Source organism: Paenibacillus phytorum, from assembly GCF_013141715.1.
GTDB lineage: Bacteria > Bacillota > Bacilli > Paenibacillales > NBRC-103111 > Paenibacillus_E > Paenibacillus_E phytorum.
This window is the reverse complement of the sequence record NZ_WHOA01000004.1, coordinates 81,362-100,636: the sequence shown is the minus strand read 5'-3', so window position 1 is coordinate 100,636 and position 19,275 is coordinate 81,362. Positions and strand designations below refer to the sequence as shown.

At 48.1% G+C, this 19,275-nt stretch carries 16 protein-coding genes, 1 pseudogene and 1 riboswitch; of the genes and pseudogenes, 12 read left to right on the top strand and 5 right to left on the bottom strand.

What is annotated here, in order from left to right; genetic code table 11:
• Positions 1 to 191: 191 nt before the first annotated feature.
• A complete protein-coding gene (locus GC098_RS00395; RefSeq protein WP_171639921.1) occupies positions 192 to 2,522 on the bottom strand; it encodes a UvrD-helicase domain-containing protein in 2,331 nt (776 codons plus the stop codon).
• A gap of 60 nt (positions 2,523 to 2,582) precedes the next feature.
• On the opposite strand from GC098_RS00395, the gene GC098_RS00390 reads away from it, so the two are divergent.
• The gene (locus GC098_RS00390) at positions 2,583 to 3,446 is read left to right on the top strand and encodes a YihY/virulence factor BrkB family protein (RefSeq protein ID WP_171639919.1); all 864 of its coding nucleotides are present in this window, start codon (positions 2,583 to 2,585) and stop codon (positions 3,444 to 3,446) included.
• A 26-nt stretch (positions 3,447 to 3,472) separates the two neighbouring features.
• On the opposite strand, the gene uvsE is transcribed toward GC098_RS00390, so the two are convergent.
• Entirely contained in the window at positions 3,473 to 4,420 is a 948-nt protein-coding gene (uvsE, locus tag GC098_RS00385) for a UV DNA damage repair endonuclease UvsE (RefSeq protein WP_171639917.1), read from the bottom strand.
• 471 nt (positions 4,421 to 4,891) lie between these two features.
• On the bottom strand, positions 4,892 to 6,304 hold the full coding sequence (gene pyk / locus GC098_RS00380; protein WP_171639915.1) for a pyruvate kinase: 1,413 nt from the start codon (positions 6,302 to 6,304) through the stop codon (positions 4,892 to 4,894).
• A gap of 123 nt (positions 6,305 to 6,427) precedes the next feature.
• Here pyk and GC098_RS00375 point away from each other — a divergent pair, with 123 nt between their 5' ends.
• Complete coding sequence (locus GC098_RS00375; protein ID WP_171639913.1) at positions 6,428 to 7,210, top strand: AraC family transcriptional regulator; 783 nt, start codon at positions 6,428 to 6,430, stop codon at positions 7,208 to 7,210.
• A gap of 7 nt (positions 7,211 to 7,217) precedes the next feature.
• On the opposite strand, the gene GC098_RS00370 is transcribed toward GC098_RS00375, so the two are convergent.
• Entirely contained in the window at positions 7,218 to 7,949 is a 732-nt protein-coding gene (locus GC098_RS00370) for a DUF3105 domain-containing protein (RefSeq protein ID WP_171639912.1), read from the bottom strand.
• Between the two features lie 189 nt (positions 7,950 to 8,138).
• Between GC098_RS00370 and GC098_RS41075 the strand changes: the two genes are divergently transcribed.
• From GC098_RS41075 to GC098_RS00350, 4 genes and pseudogenes are all read left to right on the top strand, one after another.
• On the top strand, positions 8,139 to 9,584 hold the full coding sequence (locus GC098_RS41075) for a methyl-accepting chemotaxis protein (RefSeq protein WP_171639910.1): 1,446 nt from the start codon (positions 8,139 to 8,141) through the stop codon (positions 9,582 to 9,584).
• A 62-nt stretch (positions 9,585 to 9,646) separates the two neighbouring features.
• Positions 9,647 to 9,756: riboswitch (TPP riboswitch) on the top strand.
• 96 nt (positions 9,757 to 9,852) lie between these two features.
• Positions 9,853 to 10,449, top strand: a complete 597-nt coding sequence (locus GC098_RS00360; RefSeq protein WP_171639908.1) for an ECF transporter S component — start codon at positions 9,853 to 9,855, stop codon at positions 10,447 to 10,449.
• A 4-nt stretch (positions 10,450 to 10,453) separates the two neighbouring features.
• Entirely contained in the window at positions 10,454 to 11,929 is a 1,476-nt protein-coding gene (locus GC098_RS00355) for an ABC transporter ATP-binding protein (protein WP_171639906.1), read from the top strand.
• Positions 11,920 to 12,713, top strand: a pseudogene (locus GC098_RS00350) (energy-coupling factor transporter transmembrane component T family protein). Before GC098_RS00355 ends, GC098_RS00350 begins: the two are co-directional and overlap by 10 nt.
• A gap of 60 nt (positions 12,714 to 12,773) precedes the next feature.
• On the opposite strand, the gene GC098_RS00345 reads toward GC098_RS00350, so the two are convergent.
• Complete coding sequence (locus GC098_RS00345) at positions 12,774 to 13,169, bottom strand: YuzC family spore coat inner layer protein (RefSeq protein WP_171639903.1); 396 nt, start codon at positions 13,167 to 13,169, stop codon at positions 12,774 to 12,776.
• A 390-nt stretch (positions 13,170 to 13,559) separates the two neighbouring features.
• Here GC098_RS00345 and GC098_RS00340 point away from each other — a divergent pair, with 390 nt between their 5' ends.
• The 6 genes from GC098_RS00340 to ptsP all read left to right on the top strand — a co-directional run bounded on the left by GC098_RS00340 (position 13,560) and on the right by ptsP (position 19,265).
• Entirely contained in the window at positions 13,560 to 14,345 is a 786-nt protein-coding gene (locus GC098_RS00340) for a DeoR/GlpR family DNA-binding transcription regulator (protein ID WP_171639901.1), read from the top strand.
• Positions 14,342 to 15,298 (top strand): 1-phosphofructokinase, encoded by a 957-nt coding sequence (gene pfkB, locus GC098_RS00335; protein ID WP_171639899.1) that lies wholly within the window; start codon positions 14,342 to 14,344, stop codon positions 15,296 to 15,298. Before GC098_RS00340 ends, pfkB begins: the two co-directional genes overlap by 4 nt.
• A 14-nt stretch (positions 15,299 to 15,312) precedes the next feature.
• A complete protein-coding gene (locus GC098_RS00330; protein WP_171639897.1) occupies positions 15,313 to 16,686 on the top strand; it encodes a PTS fructose transporter subunit IIC in 1,374 nt (457 codons plus the stop codon).
• Positions 16,687 to 16,757: 71 nt separating this feature from the next.
• Complete coding sequence (locus GC098_RS00325) at positions 16,758 to 17,210, top strand: PTS sugar transporter subunit IIA (protein WP_171639895.1); 453 nt, start codon at positions 16,758 to 16,760, stop codon at positions 17,208 to 17,210.
• 15 nt (positions 17,211 to 17,225) lie between these two features.
• A complete protein-coding gene (locus GC098_RS00320) occupies positions 17,226 to 17,504 on the top strand; it encodes an HPr family phosphocarrier protein (protein ID WP_171639893.1) in 279 nt (92 codons plus the stop codon).
• A 39-nt stretch (positions 17,505 to 17,543) separates the two neighbouring features.
• A complete protein-coding gene (ptsP, locus tag GC098_RS00315; RefSeq protein WP_171639891.1) occupies positions 17,544 to 19,265 on the top strand; it encodes a phosphoenolpyruvate--protein phosphotransferase in 1,722 nt (573 codons plus the stop codon).
• Positions 19,266 to 19,275 lie beyond the last annotated feature (10 nt).

The following is a 19,275-nucleotide window of genomic DNA, read 5'->3' as shown; positions in this document are numbered from 1 at the left end:
GTAGATTAATGCCTATTTAGCATGGTTAGCTATGGGATTTGCTGAGCTGAGTGAGATTGTGGATATATGCATATTCATCGGGCTCGGCCGGAAGGCGTTTTTTTGTTCAACGTGAGTCCTTGCTGAAAGTTGGAGCCTTGATGGGGAAATCATCCATCGAAAAGCTTAAGTGGGCATGTAGGCATGCTCGGCTAGCGAGTGAGCGAAACCATGCGGCTGCCCTTGACCATCGCTGCGCTGCACAAGGGGCACGCCTTCGCCGCAAGCTTCGCTTCCTGCGGCGAAGAGATGCGTGACCAGGCCTTGCAGCCGACCTGCTCGCAGATCCACGCCGCGACCCGCTCAGTCGCGGCGGCGGGTTTCCCAGCAGCGGCTGGGCGCCGCGCCGCTGCAGAACCCACAGCCGCAGCAGGCTCGCGGCTGACAACAGGGTCCGCGCCAGGGAACGCGGACAGCAGGAAGCGGGAAGGCTCCGCCTTCTTCCCGCGATAAAACGCCGGCGAGCTGATCAGCAGCTCAGCCTTGGCGCGCGTGACGGCGACGTAGGCCAGTCGCCGTTCTTCCTCCAGCGCGGCGGTTCCCTTGTCGCGCCCCGTAACCCCAGCCATCTTTACATCGTCTAGATGGCTGGCATCGAGTGCCGAGCTATGCGGCATATTGCCCTCAATCGCACAGAGCAAGTACACGATCGGGAACTCCAGTCCCTTCGATTTATGAATCGTCATGAGCGAAATTTTATTCGCGAATTGTTCTTTTTGGAGCCGACTCATTTCGGTGCGTTTTTCCGCGACCTCATGGATAAAATAAAGAAATTGCTCCACCGTATCGAATCGCTTGGCCGAAGATTCCAGCTCGTCCAGCGTTTCCTTCAGCATTTCTCTGTGACTCGTCAGCTTGCTGCGCTTGTTCGTCTCTAGGAAAGCATCATAGAAATCCTTGCGAATCGCCTGAACGGCTGCGAGTGGCTTCATTTCAGCAAGCGATTTAATGAGCCGGATGCGACTTTTGAGCTTTTCTTTCTGAAAATCTTTCAGCTGAGGCAGACCGAGCAGGTGGATGAGCGGCCACTTTTTCGCCTGAATCGCTTCCTGATCTTGAATAATCCGCATGCCTTGGTCCCGTCCTATATATAATGAAGGGAGGACACCTTCTATAGCTTCGAAATTACGCCGCTCATGGGCAAGCCTTAAGTGATCGATAATCGGCTTCACCATCCACTGATCGTAGAAGGAGTCATTGCTACCGTAATCCACAAAAGGCAAATTATGAAGAATCAACTGCTCGATAATCGCCCGACTGTTGCTGGCTGTCCGATACAAAATAGCGAAATCGCCATACTGGCTGCCACCCTCGGCTACTTTAATCCGAAGATCGTTAATTAACCAATCGGCCTCGTCGTCACTATTCGTGGGTTTCACATATTGCGGCTTCCGATCACTTTCCTTCGTGGCGAGGAGGGTCTTCGACTTCCGCTGCACATTGTGTTTGATGATGGCATTTCCCAGACCGACGATGCTTGAAGTAGAACGGTAATTAATATCAAGAGTGACCGTCGTGGCAGCAGGATACTTCTCATGGAACTGTAGAATAAATTCATTTCGCGCGCCATTGAACGAATAAATCGTCTGGTCATCATCACCAACGACCATCAAATTCTCGTGGTCCTTTGCAATCATTTGAATGATTTCGTACTGCACGGTATTCGTATCCTGGAACTCATCGACGCTGATATAAGTGAACTTTCGCTGCAGCGAGCGCAAGACATCGGTGTTTTGCTTTAGTAAATGGTACGCTTTGATCAAAATATCATCGAAGTCAATCTTCTGCTGCTCCATTTTCCACTGCTCATACTGCATGAAAATCCGTTTCACTTCTTTGTCTTCTTCCGTTCCTTCTGGGAGGTCTTCAACCTCAATCAGCTGCATTTTATAAGAGGAAAGCAAGGAAATGAGCACTTCGGGTTGATATGTATCCTGCAGCCCCATGCCTAGCATGATGCGTTTGAAGACGATTTGCTGATAGCGGCCATCACTCAGAATCTCTTGTTGTAACCCGTTCATTCGCAGTAATCTGAGACAAAAAGCATGAAATGTCCGCACCTGCATCGTATTGGTCATACTATGATCAAGACCCGGCATGGACGTGAGGCGTTCCCGCATCTCTTCGGCGGCCTTTTTCGAAAAAGTAATCAACAACATATTCGACGGATGAACCCGGTGGACACGCAGTAAATAAGCCACTCGGCACACCAGAACAGTCGTCTTCCCGGAACCGGCTCCAGCCAGGGTAAGTAAGGGACCTTTGAAATGGCGCACAGCCTGAACTTGCGCTTCATTCAACAGAATCTGATGGCTTTCCAAGTCGCGGAAAAAGTAAGCGTCACGATCGCTATCTGACACAAAATCGGAACTATTCGTTAAAAGCGCCATACGCGCATGCGGGATAGGTCGCTCTGTGGTTTGTTTCGTACCTAATGGTGTAGGGTAAATAGAAAGAGAACTCAAAATCATCACCTGTTTCATAGCAATACTGGACTATCTATTCTATCACATTTATAGACCGATGAAAGGACCTATATACATATGGGGATATCTTACTTAAAATTGCTTTGGAATCAGTTCGAAAAGCATGATGCCACGGGGCTTGCAGCCCAATGCGCTTACTATTTTTTGCTATCGTTGTTCCCATTTCTTCTATTTATTCTAAGTCTATTGGGGTATTTACCGTTCTCCTCGGATGATGTCATGGGGCTCATTAAAGAATATATTCCGGGGGCAGTCGCCGGGTGGATCGAGGAAACGCTTAGCAATCTGTTGGATGTGAAAAGAGGAGGGGCACTTTCCTTCGGGATCATATTGGCCTTGGTGAGTGCCAGCGCAGCGATGAATGCGATCGTCATTGCCGTTAATAAAGCGTACGGGCTGCCTGAGCGCAAAAGCTTCATACACTCGCGTTTTCTCGCTGTGATGCTGACGCTGGGCATGCTCATTGTCATCGCTTCAGCGCTGCTGCTCAGCGTGTTTGGTCATTGGATCGGGGATTGGACGCTTGCCAACATTCCGATTTCAGTGAAGCACGTGAATTTGTGGAACAACCTGCGCTGGATCGTCAACTTTGTCATTGTGTTTGTGGTTTTCATCGGTATTTACTATATTGCACCCAATACATGTCTCACCTGTAAAAGCGTCCTTCCTGGAGCGATATTCGCTGCAGTTGGATGGCAATTAACATCCTTCGGTTTCTCCTTCTATGTCAATAATTTCACCAACTACAGCGCGACTTATGGCAGTGTCGGGGGGATCATCGTGCTCATGACGTGGTTCTATATTTCGGCGCTCATCATTATCATCGGCGGTGAAATTAATGCGATAAAGCATGTGAAGAGCCAGATTCATACAGTACCATTGGATAAAAAGGATTCGACAGCGAATAAAAACCGCTTCTGAGTTTTGGTCAGAAACGGTTTTTTGTTCTACCACGTCAAAACGCCGCCATCCACTCGTTTCACGCCGCGAATTTTTCCAAGCTGTTCCGCGAGCATGAACAGGGCTAGATCCTTCATTTTGGCTTCAATCATGACGTCGATGCGGGGGAGGCCAACCTCTTTGCAGCTTTTCAGAAAAGGGATGAGCTGATCGAGTTCAATGTAGTCGGAATGAGAACGGAATTCTTTCTCATCCTTTGGCGAGGAGACGTGAATTTTCATCGGAATGTCGCCCCAGGTCTTAGCGATGTCTGGCAGTAGTTCGATGGGGGAAGCTGCGGATGGGTTGCACCAATCATGGTGCAAATCCAGCATGCAGGGGCGCTGCAGCCTTTTGCTCACGGCCAGTGTTTCCTCTAGCGTGTAAGTTTTGTCGTCATTCTCAAATGTAAGACGCCGAATGACATGCTCGGGCACCTCAGGTATCTTAACAAATAGCCGCTCCGTGGCGGCTGCTTTATCTCCGTACATACCGCCAACGTGGATATTGATGATAGCTGACTCATCAAGCCCCATCCCATCCAAAATCGCAGCGTGATAGTGCAAGTCCCTTATAGCGGCCTCCACAACCGAGTCACTCCCGTTTAGCAGCGTGAATTGATTAGGATGCATACTTAGGCGGATTCCCTGACTGTTGGCGAAATCGCCAAGCTTTCGAAGCTCATCTCTATATTCGGTGGCCACATCAATCTGCACATCCGGATGAGTAGCGAGAGGAATCAACGACGACGATAGTCGAAATAAACGAATACCATGAGCGGCATTATAGTACAGAATTCGCTGAGTTGCCTCGAGATTTTTGCGTCCGATCTCGAGGGCTCGCTGCATGGCCTCCTCCCGCGGACGCTGAGAGAAGAGCTTATATGTAAAAGTGGAGCTAGGGGTGTTATTAAAAATCGCCATTGCTATAGATACGAATCCAAGTCGGATAATCATGGGGCCTCCGTTATTCCATCATCATTTAGCTAGATTAGTCTACCCCAAATGGGAGTAAGTATCGAGCGTATAGGGGAGGATCAGAGGGGAAAAGGATTAAGAAATTGCAAAAGCTCAGGCTGAGTTCTTCATTGGAACGCAGCAAGTGGAGCTTGTTCAAACAAATTTGCTGTAAAACTTACATCAAAATTCACGGTAGCTGCACTTACCGCGTAGATTACCTGCATTTCCTGCATCAAATTTTCCGCTTAACGAGGGTTTTCAGCCTTTTTGGCGAAATCAGCTGCACATTTTGCAGGTAATTCCATCCGAAAGGGGATAAACCCATAATTTTGATGTACGAAATGCAGGTAGTGTCACCCTAGGCGAAATTCAGGGGAGATTCCCAAGCCACCCAACAAAAAAAGACACCCAGAGGGTGTCTTTTACAGAATTGTCTGGTGAAAGATGCAGCAGACGGTTAATTAATGACTAAACCCGCTCAACCTTCAACAGGTTAGTCGTGCCTGATTTCCCTACTGGGATACCGGCGGAGACAACAGTGATGTCGCCCTTCTTCACGTAGCCGAGCGTCTCAGCTTGCCCGATGGCAGAGCGGATCATCGCGTCAGTGGAGTCGCAGAATTCGCCAAGAATCGGGATAACGCCCTGCACCATGCTCAGGTAGTTGATCGCATATTCGTTGGACGTCACCGCGATAATCGGTGCTTCTGGGCGGTACTTTGCGATCATCCGAGCAGTGAAGCCGCTCTCCGTAGGCGTCAAGATCGCTGCAGCGTGCAGCTTGTTAGCGGATGATACGACCGCTTGGCAAAGCACTTCAGTCACTTCGTTGTTCGACTGAAGCTGTGCGTCGATCATGGAGCTGCGCTCCATGGTTTGCTCTACGCGCTCGGCGATCGTCGCCATCATCGTCACGGACTCGATGGGATACTTGCCTGCAGCTGTCTCGCCGGAAAGCATGACAACGTCGCTGCCGTCAAGCACCGCATTCGCCACGTCACTTACTTCTGCGCGTGTTGGACGAGGGTTGCGCTGCATGGAATCCAACATTTGCGTCGCCGTAATAACAGGCTTGCCTGCTAAATTACAAGCGCGAATCATGTCTTTCTGCGCAATCGGAACTTCCTCCGTCGGAATCTCAACGCCGAGATCGCCCCGCGCAACCATGATGCCGTCAGAAGCTTCAAGGATCGAAGCGAAATTCGTCATGCCTTCTTCGTTCTCAATCTTCGAAATAATCGGCGTAAACGCTGCACCATGCTGTTCCAAAATCCCGCGAACTTCTCTAACGTCGTTTCCGTTACGTACGAAAGACATCGCGATGATGGAAATATTCTCTTCAACTCCGAACTTAATATGCATCACATCGCGCTCGGTAACACCGGGTAGGGAAGTACGCACGCCCGGCAGATTAACACCTTTACGCTGCTTCAAGACACTTTGATTCAAGACGCTGCAAGTAACTTCTGTACCGTCAATCATTTCTACACGAAGCTCGATAGAGCCGTCATCAATAAGAATAAGATTCCCCGGCTTAACATCCTGCGGAAGGCCAGGGTAATTCACAGAAACACGTTTGGAATCGCCGATAATTTGCTCAGTCGTAAGCACAATGTGATCGCCGCTTTGCAAATCGTAGGAAGCATCCTTCAATTGACCGATGCGGATTTCCGGACCTTTAATATCCATCAGAATAGGGATGATGACACCAAGCTCAGCAGCTGCTTGACGTACGCGCTGAATGCGTCCCCGATGCTCATCTAAATCGCCATGAGCCATATTCAATCTGGCGACGCTCATGCCCGCACGAATTAATTCTTTAAGAGTAGGGACGGAATCACAAGCGGGTCCCATGGTACAAATGATTTTTGTTTTACGCATGGTGTTTAGGACTTCCTTTCGATAGTAACGAATGAATTTTGGCTTCATTATATGCCTAAATGAGCCGAAGTTCTATGAACTATAGTATGATGTATGTACTATAGTATGCAGGAAGGTGCCATTATGCAGGTAATAACCTTTACGTATGACAAAAGCAGCAATTGGTACAAGGAAGAGTTGGAGGGATGCCCCAATTGGACGCTCGTTCTCGTTACCTATGGCCGATGTGTGTATTGGATCAATGAGAAGAAGCAGGTAGTTGAGAAAGGGCAATGGCTGCTCATACCGAGCAAAACCCCCTTTTATGGAAGAAGTGTACCGACCCAGATCCATGAAAAGTACGTCGTTCAATTCACTGCTAAGGAAGCAGCAGAACTGTTCCCACTCCTCCAACTGCAGCATTACACTAGCCGAATAACGGGTAAATATGAGTTGATTGTCGATCGTTTGCGCCTTATCCATCAGCAGTGGCAAGACAAGCAATCCTATTACCAAACGCTGTGTGAAGCGCTGCTCAAAGAGATGTTTGTTTATCTCCATAGAGAGTGGGACCAAGATACTACAACGACCGCTACAGCACAGCTAGTGGAGCAGATGAAAAGCTACATTCAGAACCATTATCGCGAGCACGTGACCAAAGACGAGCTTGCCGCGTGTATAAGCCGATCTCCGAACTACACAGCGGTACTTTTTCGCAAAGTGACAGGTCAAACGATCAGTGAGTTCGTCCATGCTATAAGGATCAAAACGGCCATCTACATGCTTAGACATTCTGCGCTATCAGTGACCGAGATCTCCGAGTTCATCGGGTACAATGACCCGTCATATTTTTACCGTGTATTCAGGCGTCTAACCGGCTTAGTGCCAACGGATTTAGTATCCGACCGTGAAACGATTCGCAAGTAGTATTAACTTACATCGTACCGCCGCCGCGGCGTACTTCGGAAGGGATCTGTTCAGGTCCTTTATCAATGTTCTGGTAGATGAACGTTCCCACACTTGCTTCGTCAAACTTTTTTAGCTGCATCGTTTTCGTCCAAGCGGTTACGACGACCTCTTGATCACTAGGTACATCTGGATTCGGTACAGCTAGTACACCGGCTCCGGCTTTCTTAAAATGCGTTAAATAGTCGAGTCGATCTAGTAATTCTTTAGGAGCATCAGGGTGGTAATGAATAATGATATCGCCGTGCTCTAAATTATGAACAAGCATTTCATAGGAAGGTCTTTCCTTATAAAAGCCGAACTTTAAGTCATGTGGACTGTGTGTACCGGAGGTCGGGATTTTCATTTCATAGGTTAGTGTACCTTCAGCATGCCCTCGTCCATAATCTTTATCTGTTACGACCTGGATAGGAGCATTAAAATTCAATTTTTCTACACTGTATTTGCTGGGATTTTGCTGAATTAGCGAGGTTCCCACACAGCATATCGCGATAATAACGAGAGTGTGAGAGAGAAGCAGCAAGGTCTTTAGCTTTTTTTGCAAAGCCTGTTTCTCCACCTTTTTCAATCGACTTGTGTTCTGCTTGTGCGCTTTCGCGGCCAACATATAGCCAATAATCGACAAAACAAAAATAGCCAATCCTATGTAGAGCAAAATAGCCATAAAATCAGGTCCGTGCTGCATGGTTGAATGATCCATTATAAATGATCTCCTTTTTGAATAAATTTTTAAATATCAACACTACATATTGTAGTTATACTATTGGCTAGAAGTCAATTTCTGCGTAAAGATTTGCTCGTTATCATTCGAAATAGAGGATTTTTCAGCCACTTGTTGAATGATGTAATAAAATGTCATTTCATGTAGAAAAAAAGGAGAGAAGTTCCAGTGTCAGAACAACGATTAGAATTACACAGAAGAAATGGATTAATGGTCAAGCTTTTATGGGGATGCTTGGTGCTTGGAATCGCCGCAGCCTATCACTCGCCGAAAATGATCATGACTTTGCTCTCTTACGGAGCACCGATTGCTCTCATATGTACTATCTTAACTTGGAAAAAAATCTGGGTGCCTTACACGATGTATGTCATTGCTATAGGTTTTAACATCATTTCTTATTTTTTTATGGCCCATGTCCCCGCCCTGTCCAGTATTCTAATCTTGTTTCTCGGTTTGACCCTCGTTTCTTTGTATATGAACTTCCGACCGCTTTTGCTTAATGCCGTGATTGGACTTATTAATTTGAACTATTTTTGCTCCACATTACCCGGGGATTTCAGCCTAGTAACCATTAACGCTTTCTACTTGTTGACCATTTTAACATTGGTAGGGCAAGGCCAAATTGGAACTAGAATGCTTGCTAATGTAGTTAAAAGCGTGAAAGAGTCTGAGGTGTCGCGTGTGAAGTCAGAAGAAATTCTGACAGGCGTCCGTACAACAACAGAAGTGCTTGGAACATCCAGCAATACGCTTCAAGAAAATGCGTCCGTTACGGGCAGAATTACCGAAGAAGTCGTGGCTGCTTTTCAAGAAATATCGATTGGCATTGAGTCGCAAGCAACCAGCATCACGGATATTACAACCGCTATTCAGGAAGTAAATGAGACCGTTGAGATGACCTCTTCCGCTTCGAACACGATGAGCAGCAGATCCCGTGATACAGCGCAGATGACGAATGAAGGCAAGAATCAGATGGAAGATTTGTCGCTCAAAATCAATGATATTACCGTTATCGTGACCGAAACGTCAGAAATTATGAATGCGGTCAATGAAGAAAATGTGAAAATCGGAAATATCGTAACAACGATTGCCGAAATAGCGAATCAAACGAACCTCTTGTCGTTAAATGCTTCCATCGAGGCTGCCCGCGCAGGTGAGCATGGCAAAGGCTTCTCCGTTGTTGCGAACGAAATTCGTAAGCTGGCGCAGAATGCACATGTGGCATCCACAGATATCTCGGAAATTCTGGGCTCTATTCAAAATAAAGTGGAGACAGCTGTGGAGAAGGTTGCCGTCGGCATTACCGCCGTAGAATCAGGTAAGAAATCAGCGGAGAGCGTCGATCAGTTGTTCGAAGTCATCAACAATAACACGGCTGAAGTCATGGAACAAGCGGAAAACCTGCAGCGCATGAATGCTCAATTGCTAACTTCGTCGCAAAGAGTTGCTGAGGAAATGACGTCCGTTGCAGCGATTACTGAGCAATCCGCAGCTTCCGTACAAGAGGTGCTCGCAAGTGCCGAAGTGCAGCAAAGGCGTGTGGAAGATATCGTAGACAGCATTCGCCAGCTGAACGGATTAACGAATGATTTGCAGCATTTGATTGAAAAATAGAGCGAATTCCCCCAAAAAAAGCATTGCCAAAAAGTTGGCAATCCGCTACAGTTAAGCCAAATGAATAGCAACACGGGTGCTTGATGAAGTCAGGCTGAGATAGTGGCCCTATGCCACTGACCGTTAATCTGATCTGGGTAATGCCAGCGTAGAGAATGAAGTGCCTTGTATGCACTAATTTTATGCCTGCCGCTACCCGGTGGGCTTTTTTTTCGTGTTCGCCTATTCATTTTACACATTTAAATATGAAAAGGAGTCGAACAAACAGATGGCGCAAAAAGAAACAGCAGCAAAGGGTTTGAAATTGACGGATATTTTGATCACCATTGTGATCTCAGCGGTGTTTGGTGTGATTTATCGCGTATGGGGGCCTATGTACGATATTTTGAAACCATTCGGCCTTCACGCGGAGCAGTTGAGCTATGGCATGTGGTTTATGGCAGCAACCTTCGCATTTCTGGTTATTCGCAAACCTGGCGTTGCCTTATTGGCTGAAGTAGCGGCTGCGACGATTGAGGCGCTTTTTGGTGGCTCTTGGGGTGTTTCAACGTTGGTATATGGATTGCTGCAGGGGCTTGGTGCCGAACTCGTTTTTGCCCTTTTCCTTTACCGCCGTGCAAATGTGGGCGTGACGATCCTAGCGTCCTTCGCATCCGCAGCTTTATCTTTGCTCGTGGATAATTACTATGGTTATATTGATCAACTCACGTTCTGGAACTACTGTCTGTTTATTGGACTTCGTCTGTTGGGCAGTGCTTTGATCGCCGGCGTATTCGCTTACTACTTAGCTGGTGCATTGGCTCGTACCGGTGTGCTCAGTCTAGTTCGTCCTGTTTCAAAGAAAGATTACGACGTATTGAGGTAACGTGATGAGCAAAGGAATGAGCGTTACGAATTTAAGGTTAAAATATCCCGGAGAAGACGCCCCCCTGTTATTTCAGGGGGTTTCCTTTTCGATTGAACCTGGAGAGAAGGTACTGCTGCTGGGGCCGAGCGGCTGTGGGAAATCAACCCTGCTTCAAGTGCTGAGCGGTATTGTACCTGATATTGTAGAGATTCCGCTCAAGGCAGATGGCATCCACACTCCAAGCCGCTCAGGCTATGTCTTTCAAGATCCGGAGACACAGTTCTGCATGCCGTATGTGGATGAGGAAATTGCTTTCGTCTTAGAAAATTTACAAGTCCCTCGTGAGGAGATGCCTGCTCGTATCGCATATTATCTGGAGCTGGTGGGGCTTCAACTAGAAAACACCCATACCTTGATTGGGAATTTGTCACAAGGGATGAAACAGCGGCTGGCTATTGCAAGTGTGCTCGCGCTAGAACCGGAAGTGCTGTTCCTTGACGAGCCTACGGCGCTTCTGGATGAAGAAGGCACTGAGCAGGTATGGGAAACGATTCGAAGGATTAGTGCTGAGAAGACACTGGTTATCGTGGAGCATAAAATAAGCGGCATCCTAGGATTCATCGACCGCTTGATCGTCATGTCACCAGACGGAGGACTGCTAGCAGATGGTCCCCCTCAAGAGGTCTTCGAAGCTTACAAACAGCAAATGATCGAGTACGGGATCTGGTACCCTGGTGTTTGGGACGATAATGAGTTGGAGCTAAAAACAACCTCCGTCCTTCAGACTGCGGCTCCGGTCATGACCCTTCGCGATTTTGAAGGGCTGCGCGGAGGGCAGATCAAGACCTCTGTGGATAACTTGAGCGTCTATCCTGGCGACTGGATTACCGTTGTCGGTGCCAACGGCGCTGGCAAAAGCTCGCTGCTGCTAGCGATCATGCGGCTCATTTCGACCCACGGCAGCTGCTGGATCGAGGGGGTTAAGGGCAGCAAAGTCGAGCAGCTTGCAGAGCAAGTCGGCTTTGTGTTCCAAAACCCCGAATTCCAATTCGTCACGAATTCGGTGGAGGAGGAGCTGGCCTACTCCTTGCCGGAGGCGGAGCAGGGGCGGGATGTGCAGCGGGCGGCTATAGAGCGGCTGCTTAGGGAATACGACTTGCTCGCGCTGCGCAAAAGGCATCCGTTCCAGCTGTCGATGGGCCAGAAGCGGCGCTTAAGCGTGGCGTCCGCGATGGTGCGCGGCCCAAGCATTCTGCTGCTGGATGAGCCCACCTTCGGGCTTGATGCGCGCGGTACGCTGCGCATCTTGCAGCAGCTGGAGCGGCTGCGGGCGAGCGGAACTGTGATCGTGATGGTCACGCACGATCCGGAGATTGTGAAACGCTGCGCCACTCGCGTTTGGCAGGTTGAAGCAGGGCATGTGAAGGAGTTGCCGGCTGAGAAGCTGCCGGGCTCAGTCGCACATGCTCCGGAAGGAGCTGCGATGCTATGCAAATAACTTTCGCGTATCGTGAAACCTGGCTGCACCGGGTGAATCCGGGTGTAAAGCTTATCCTGTCCATCTTGCTGTTTGTTGTTGTCGTGTTCACGCATAATCTGAATGCCATGATGTATTTGACCTTGGGCGCACTGGTACCGCTCTTCTTGTTCTCAGGCCATCCGATGAAGCGGCTGCTGTTGTATGCCTCACCGTTCCTGCTTATCTTCCTATCCTCGTCCACGGGGATGATGATGTTCGGCAGCGGTGATACGCTTTGGTACCAGCTGGGCTTCATCCGAATCACCGAAGAAAGCTTTTATCGCGGCATCCATCTGGGCTTTCGGGGCCTTCAGGTTGCCGCGGTCGGGCTGCTGTTCAGCTTGACCACACGGCCGGTTGCGCTTTTCTATGCCATGATGCAGCAATGGAAAGTCGCGCCGAAATACGCCTACAGCTTCCTCGCCGCACTGCGCATGCTGCCGCTCATGCTCGAAGAATTTCAAACCCTTCGCTATGCGCTGAAGGTGCGGGGGAAGAAAAAGCGTAATCCAATCACCGGATGGTATACGACGCTGCGAATGTATGCCATTCCGCTGCTTGCCCAAAGCATACGCCGCGCCCACCGGACGGCTGTGGCAATGGAAGCGAAGCGTTTTTCCGCGCAAAAAAAACGGACATTTATTATGTATCTTCCTATTCGATGCTAGATGTTTATTATATCTTTTATTGGATTGTGCTCGTCATTCTAGCTAATTGGCTGGGGAAGGTATGGCCATTCTTGAACGCAGCGGACGTCCGATAAGAATTATGAAGAGCAATCCAAGCCAACGAACAAGTTGGTTTCGATTGCTCTTTGTTTTTGTCATTTGCCCCATTTTAGGGACAATACTATTTCACAGCACTGTTTCTCGGGGACGCGAGGATCGATAGTGAAATGAACAACGCTTGGTGTAAATTTAGTCAGTATGATGGACTCAATGCCAAAAGTATGGATAATCCGATCCACTTCTTTCTGATTGCCATTCTGGGCATTGCTCATCAATTGGCCGGCTATAGCTGGGTCTTCCAGCTTTCGAATTAAGAGAGAGGCGTCTCGAAGGAGGGTCTGAGAGGTTGCAGCCGAATGTGAGAGTACCTTCGTATCGACTGGAGGAAAATCACGATGCCAAGCCCAGTAAGCAGGGTAGTATGCAGCAGGAATAGGGTAACGATCATAGGGCGAATTGGGGTGTGTGTAATAGGAAGGAGGATAATTCATGGATGATCTCCTTAGAGTTTTTTGCTAGAAATACGCTACACCAATATATGTGGATGGGGGTTGGTGTGGTTCCTGTAATTTATGTATTCGTCAGGTGAGCGCAGCGCCAAGAGTGTATTTTCTTGTGAATTGGACGTTTTCAGCCCGAACTCGGAGAAAAGCGAAAGTGGCCTCATCAAAGGAGCTTCTAAAAACCCACCCCTTTGAGGGTGGGTTTTTAGAAGCGGCAGCTTAATATGTTGTGATCAAATATGACTAGTATGAAAGAAATTACCTCTAGAAAGCGCTTTACAAATAAATATCGATCACATATAATCATAAATGAGATCAAACAATCAAACGCATGACCGTATATGCGCAAATCTATGAAATGGGATAGGGGGGGTCGTGATGCTGTTTGAGGAAGAACGTCAGCAGAAGATCGCCGATTATGTTCAAGTAAAAGAGCGTGCGTCCGTTCAAGAGCTGGCTCAGCATTTTCAGGTGTCTGAATCAACGGTCCGCAGAGATCTGAAGATCCTTGAGGAAGAAGGCAAGCTTCGCCGTACGCATGGAGGAGCTGTAGCTTTTGTCAGTGACAATTCAGAGCCTACTTTTGTGGAAAAAGAAGATCGCTATCGTTTACAAAAGGAGCTGATAGCCAAAGAAGCCGCTTCTATGGTTCGAGAAGGCGATTCCATCATACTCGATTCGGGAACTACAACTTATTATTTGGCTAAGGAATTGAAAACATTCAAAAAGCTTACGGTAGTAACCAATTCCGTTGCAGTAGCTCAAGAATTGTCTGCCAACACAGGAATCGATTTGATTCTTACGGGCGGCACCTTACGTCATGAAACGTTGGCGATGGTAGGTCCGTTAGCTGAGAAAGCGCTAGAATCCGTACATGTAGATAAAGCCTTCGTGGCTATCAATGGTCTAGATCCTGTCATTGGATTGACAACGCCGAATATGTTGGAGGCTTCGACCAAAAGGGCTTTCTTCCGTTCAACCAAGCAAGTGATTTTACTCATGGACCACAGCAAATACGGAAGAGTATCTTTTGCTAAGGTTGCGGCATTATCCGAGATTGACCAGCTGTTGACGGATGACGGTATATCGGACAATGCACTGAAAGAGCTTGATACGGCTGGGGTTACCGTTACCGTCGTACAGACAGGTGGGAGGAAGTCATGAAGCCTGTCTTGACGATTACATTGAATCCGGCCTTGGACAAAACGGTAACTGTGGAAGATTTTGTTCTGGGCGGATTGAACCGAATTAAAGAATGGAGAATGGATGCTGGAGGAAAGGGCATCAATGTCGCCAAGGTATTGAAGAATTTTTCCGTTGATGTGACGGCTTGGGGCTTGTGTGCAGGGCGCCAGGGGAATGTGCTGACGGATACACTTACGAGTCTAGGCATCCCAAATTGGTTTGTTCAGGCGAAGGGTGAAACAAGAACGAACCTAAAGGTCTATGTGGAACAAACCCAAGAAACAACGGAGTTGAATGAGCCAGGATTCACGGTAGACGATGACGTGTTAAGTCAATTTCTTGATCGTTTCAGAACCGATATTCATCATGTTTCGTTGGTTGTCCTGGGGGGCAGTTTGCCAAAGGGAGTACCTGGTGATTTCTATAAGACACTTATCCAGATTGCGAATGAGGCAGGTGTTCGGACCGTATTGGATGCCGATGGTGAGCCTTTCGTCCATGGTATTGAGGCTGTTCCCTACGCGATCAAGCCGAACATTCATGAACTGGAGTCGTTCTTCGGAGAGTCCTTCCGGACGGATGAAGAGATTATTGATGCGGCAAGAAGATTAATCGTTAAAGGGATTGCTTACGTGGCCGTTTCTTTAGGTGGAGAGGGATCGATTCTTGTAACGAAGACGGAGGCCATTCGCGCCAAACCTGCTCCAATTACTCCTCTAAGTACAGTGGGGGCTGGGGACTCCATGGTAGCCGCGCTCATTTATTGCATGCTGCATGGCATGTCGCTGGAAGAAGCTGCGAGGTGGAGCTCGGCTGCAGGAACTGTTACGGCTTTGAAGCCGGGAACACAGGTTTGTACGCTTGCTGAAGTGGAAGAAAAACTGGGCAGTGTGAACATATGGTCTATTCCAAAAACAACAAATTCGAATTGAAGGCGGGGGCGTCTATGAAAAAGATTCTTGCTGTTACTGCTTGTCCAACCGGTGTTGCACATACGTATATGGCTGCTGAATCCTTAGCGAAAGCAGCTAGAGAAAAGGGCATTACGATTAAAGTAGAAACCAGAGGAGCTGTCGGAGTAGAAAACAAGTTTACCGAGCAGGAGATTGCCGAAGCTCATGCCATTATCGTAGCTGCGGACACGGATGTATTAGAATCCCGTTTCGCTGGAAAGCCGGTTGTTAAAGTCCCTGTCGCGCAGGCAATCAAAAACCCGGCAGGCCTTCTCGATGAAGCGTTGAACAAAGAAGCGGCCTCTGCTGATGATTATCTGAAGCAAGTAGAGCAGTCGAAATCTCAGCGCAGCGCTTCACGAACCGGAGCCTATAAGCACTTGATGACAGGCGTTTCAAATATGCTTCCTTTGGTTGTTGCTGGCGGGTTGCTAATTGCGCTATCTTTTATTTTCGGCATTGAGGCTTTTAAAGAACAGGGTACTTTTGCCGCAGCTTTAATGGACATTGGCGGCGGAGCAGCTTTTGCGCTAATGGTACCGATCTTGGCGGGATTCATCGCCTTCTCCATTGCGGAAAAGCCAGGCTTGGCGCCGGGTCTTGTTGGTGGGATGCTTGCTTCAAAAATGGGAGCTGGTTTCCTTGGCGGAATCATTGCCGGATTTCTTGCGGGTTATGTCGCGAAGCTGTTGAAAGATTATATCAAGATGCCTAAGAATTTTGAAGGCTTGAAACCTATTCTAATTATTCCTTTATTGGCTACCGGAATTACTGGACTTTTAATGATATATGTCATTGGCGAACCCGTAAAAGCAATTATGGATGGTTTGACGGTATGGCTCAAATCGCTCGGATCCACGAATGCCGTATTGCTCGGTCTCCTGTTGGGAGCGATGATGGCATTCGATATGGGCGGCCCTGTGAATAAAGCGGCTTATACGTTCGCGGTAGGGTTGTTGGCCAGCAGTGTATATGGTCCCATGGCAGCAGTAATGGCTGCTGGAATGACACCTCCGCTTGGTTTGTGGCTGGCAACCATACTAGCTCCGAAGAAATTTACGAAGGAAGAGCGAGATGCCGGTAAAGCGGCTTCTGTTCTAGGAATTTCATTTATCACGGAAGGTGCCATTCCGTTTGCCGCAGGCGATCCGTTCCGCGTGATCCCTTCGATCATGGTTGGCTCTGCTTTAACAGGCGCTTTATCCATGCTGTTCGGCGCTACTTTGCGCGCGCCTCATGGAGGGATTTTCGTCCTGCCGATCCCGAATGCCGTTGGCCAACTGGCTATGTATGCTTTAGCTATCGTAGCAGGAACGGTTGTTACAGCCATTATGCTGAATATATTGAAGAAGCCTGTAAGAGACTAAATCTTTACACCAATTAAATCTAATCACGCAGGGGGAATCTCTTCCCCCTTTATATTTAGGAGGATACCCATATGAATATTCAAGAATTGCTGAATGAGCAAAGTATTTTAATTCCATTGGAAGCAACAAGCAAAGAAGAATGTATGAAATCCATGATCGACGGACTTGCAGCCGCTGGCTGTATTACGGATAAAGCAGCATATCTGGAAGCGGTTTTGAAGCGGGAAGAGACCGGTTCTACAGGTATAGGCTTCGGGGTCGCTATTCCTCACGGGAAGTCGAACGGAGTTAGCAAGCCCGGCGTTGCTTTTGCCAAGTTGACTGGGCCTCTTGATTGGAAATCACTAGATGACCAGCCCGTGAGGATCGTCTTCATGATCGCCGTGCCAGAGGCCGCCGCAGGCAATGAGCATCTGCAAATTTTGATCGCGCTCTCCCGTAAGTTGATTCATGAGGAGTTCCGTGAAAGCTTGTTGAAAGTAACAGAAGCGCAGCAATTAATAACGATTCTACAAACCATCTAAGAGGAGAACAAAAACATGATTTCGAAAGAACTTACGATCCGGAACGATTCCGGCTTTCATATTCGCCCTGCCCAACTATTTACTGAAAAAGCTGCATCTTTTCAATCAACCGTAAAGCTTGAATATTACAATGAACCTAATAACGCGATCATAGACGGGAAAAGTATTCTTGGTCTTATGACGTTAGGGCTGGAGAAGGGCTCGGTTATTACACTGACAACAGAAGGGCCGGATGAACAAGCGGCGATGGATGCTTTGGCTGAATTGGTGGAAAGCGGCTTTGGAGAAGTATAAGAGCTGCTTATAGCAGCTTGAGGGATAGGAGATGCTAGTATGACGGAGAGAGCATTGCAAGGACTAGGGGTATCCGCCGGCATTCGCACAGGTAAAGCATTCGTGTACGATCCAGTGCGACTAACGGACGTAGAGAAAAAGAAAACACAAGATGTCGATACCGAGGTTGAACGGCTTCGGGAAGCCAAATCTGCTTGTCAGGCTGAACTGCAAGTTCTGATTGAGAAGGCGCAGCGTACTCTTGGGGAAGAAAAGGCTGTGATTCTGAAAGGACAAATCAGCTTTTTGCAAGATCCAACTTTTTATCCACCCATGGAGAAATTAATAGTAGGCGAACAGTGGACAGCGGAAAGCGCGATACATCAAGTGGTCACGCAGGTTGTTGCTCTGTTCGAAAGCATGAAGAATGAATATATGCGGGAGCGCGCGGCAGATGTCCGTGATGTAGGAAACCGGATGTTCGCTCAGTTATGTGAACGCAAAGGAACACAGCTTTCCGATATCGGGGAGCCTGTCATTCTCGTAGCGGATGATTTGACACCTTCTGATACGGTTCAGTTGGACAAAAATTTGGTGCTCGGGTTTGTCACTCGTATAGGAGGCAAGACTTCCCACACCGCTATTTTGGCCAATTCATTAGGAATCGCAGCGATTCTGGGATTAGGGGATGGGATTGACCAGATTCGACATGGAGATGAGCTTCTTATTGATGGCTCGACTGGAAACTGTATCTTAAACCCATCGGCACCAACCAAAGAATCCTACCACGCTCTCATGCAGCGTGATGAAGAAGAGAAGGCCGAACTGCTGGCCTATGTGGAACGGGATGCTGTTACGAAGGACGGCTTCCGTGTGGAACTGGCTGCAAACATCGGTACGGTGGAGGAATCGGCAAGCCTGCTAAGCCAAGGGGCTGAAGCGGTAGGGCTGTACCGTACAGAGTTTTTATTTATGGGGCAATCTCAGATGCCTGACGAGGAAACCCAATATAAGGCTTACCGGCAAGTAGCAGAAGCAATGAAGGGACGTCCTGTTGTTATTCGAACGCTCGATATTGGTGGCGATAAGGAGCTTCCTTATCTGGATTTGCCGAAGGAGATGAATCCCTTTCTTGGCTACCGGGCCATTCGACTTTGTCTGGACCGTAAGGAGCTGCTTATAACCCAGCTTCGTGCGATTTTGCGAGCGGGGGTTCACGGTGATGTGAAAATCATGTTTCCGATGATTTCGGGCATGGAAGAATGGCGTCAGGCGAAAGAAATCTATGTGCAGACTCGCGAACAGCTTAGCCAAGAAGGAATCCCTTATGCGGATTCTGTAGAATTGGGAATTATGATTGAAATTCCGTCAGCAGCATTACTCGCTTCCAGATTTGCCAAGGAAGTTGACTTCTTCAGCATCGGGACGAACGATCTTGTGCAGTACACGGTTGCTGTCGATCGTATGAATGAGAAGGTAGCTTATTTATACGATTATTTCCATCCCGCGGTCATACGATTGATCAAGACAGTCATCGATGCTTCTAATGCTGTAGGCAAATGGAGCGGAATGTGCGGTAGTATGGCAGGTGACCCGATTGCTGCACCGCTTTTGCTCGGCTTAGGTCTGCATGAATGGAGTATGGCGGCTTCATCGCTTTCCAAGGTGAAGAAAGTGATTACGGATTTGAACCGCAGCGATTGCGTGGCGTTAGTTGAAAGGATTCTGGAAATGGACACGGTGGCCGAGGTTAGAGAGGCATTGCTGGCGTTTAAGCCATAATAGATGAAAA

Bases quoted from the DNA above. Each gene is read 5' to 3' on its own strand.
- pyk (WP_171639915.1), bottom strand. From the start codon at position 6,304: ATGCGTAAAACAAAAATCATTTGTACCATGGGACCCGCTTGTGATTCC.
- GC098_RS00370 (WP_171639912.1), bottom strand. From the start codon at position 7,949: ATGGATCATTCAACCATGCAGCACGGACCTGATTTTATGGCTATTTTG.
- GC098_RS00360 (WP_171639908.1), top strand. From the start codon at position 9,853: ATGGCGCAAAAAGAAACAGCAGCAAAGGGTTTGAAATTGACGGATATT.
- GC098_RS00345 (WP_171639903.1), bottom strand. From the start codon at position 13,169: ATGAATTATCCTCCTTCCTATTACACACACCCCAATTCGCCCTATGAT.
- GC098_RS00390 (WP_171639919.1), top strand. From the start codon at position 2,583: ATGGGGATATCTTACTTAAAATTGCTTTGGAATCAGTTCGAAAAGCAT.
- GC098_RS00375 (WP_171639913.1), top strand. From the start codon at position 6,428: ATGCAGGTAATAACCTTTACGTATGACAAAAGCAGCAATTGGTACAAG.
- GC098_RS00325 (WP_171639895.1), top strand. From the start codon at position 16,758: ATGAATATTCAAGAATTGCTGAATGAGCAAAGTATTTTAATTCCATTG.
- pfkB (WP_171639899.1), top strand. From the start codon at position 14,342: ATGAAGCCTGTCTTGACGATTACATTGAATCCGGCCTTGGACAAAACG.
- GC098_RS00320 (WP_171639893.1), top strand. From the start codon at position 17,226: ATGATTTCGAAAGAACTTACGATCCGGAACGATTCCGGCTTTCATATT.
- GC098_RS00330 (WP_171639897.1), top strand. From the start codon at position 15,313: ATGAAAAAGATTCTTGCTGTTACTGCTTGTCCAACCGGTGTTGCACAT.
- GC098_RS00340 (WP_171639901.1), top strand. From the start codon at position 13,560: ATGCTGTTTGAGGAAGAACGTCAGCAGAAGATCGCCGATTATGTTCAA.
- ptsP (WP_171639891.1), top strand. From the start codon at position 17,544: ATGACGGAGAGAGCATTGCAAGGACTAGGGGTATCCGCCGGCATTCGC.
- GC098_RS00395 (WP_171639921.1), bottom strand. From the start codon at position 2,522: ATGAAACAGGTGATGATTTTGAGTTCTCTTTCTATTTACCCTACACCA.
- GC098_RS00355 (WP_171639906.1), top strand. From the start codon at position 10,454: ATGAGCAAAGGAATGAGCGTTACGAATTTAAGGTTAAAATATCCCGGA.
- uvsE (WP_171639917.1), bottom strand. From the start codon at position 4,420: ATGATTATCCGACTTGGATTCGTATCTATAGCAATGGCGATTTTTAAT.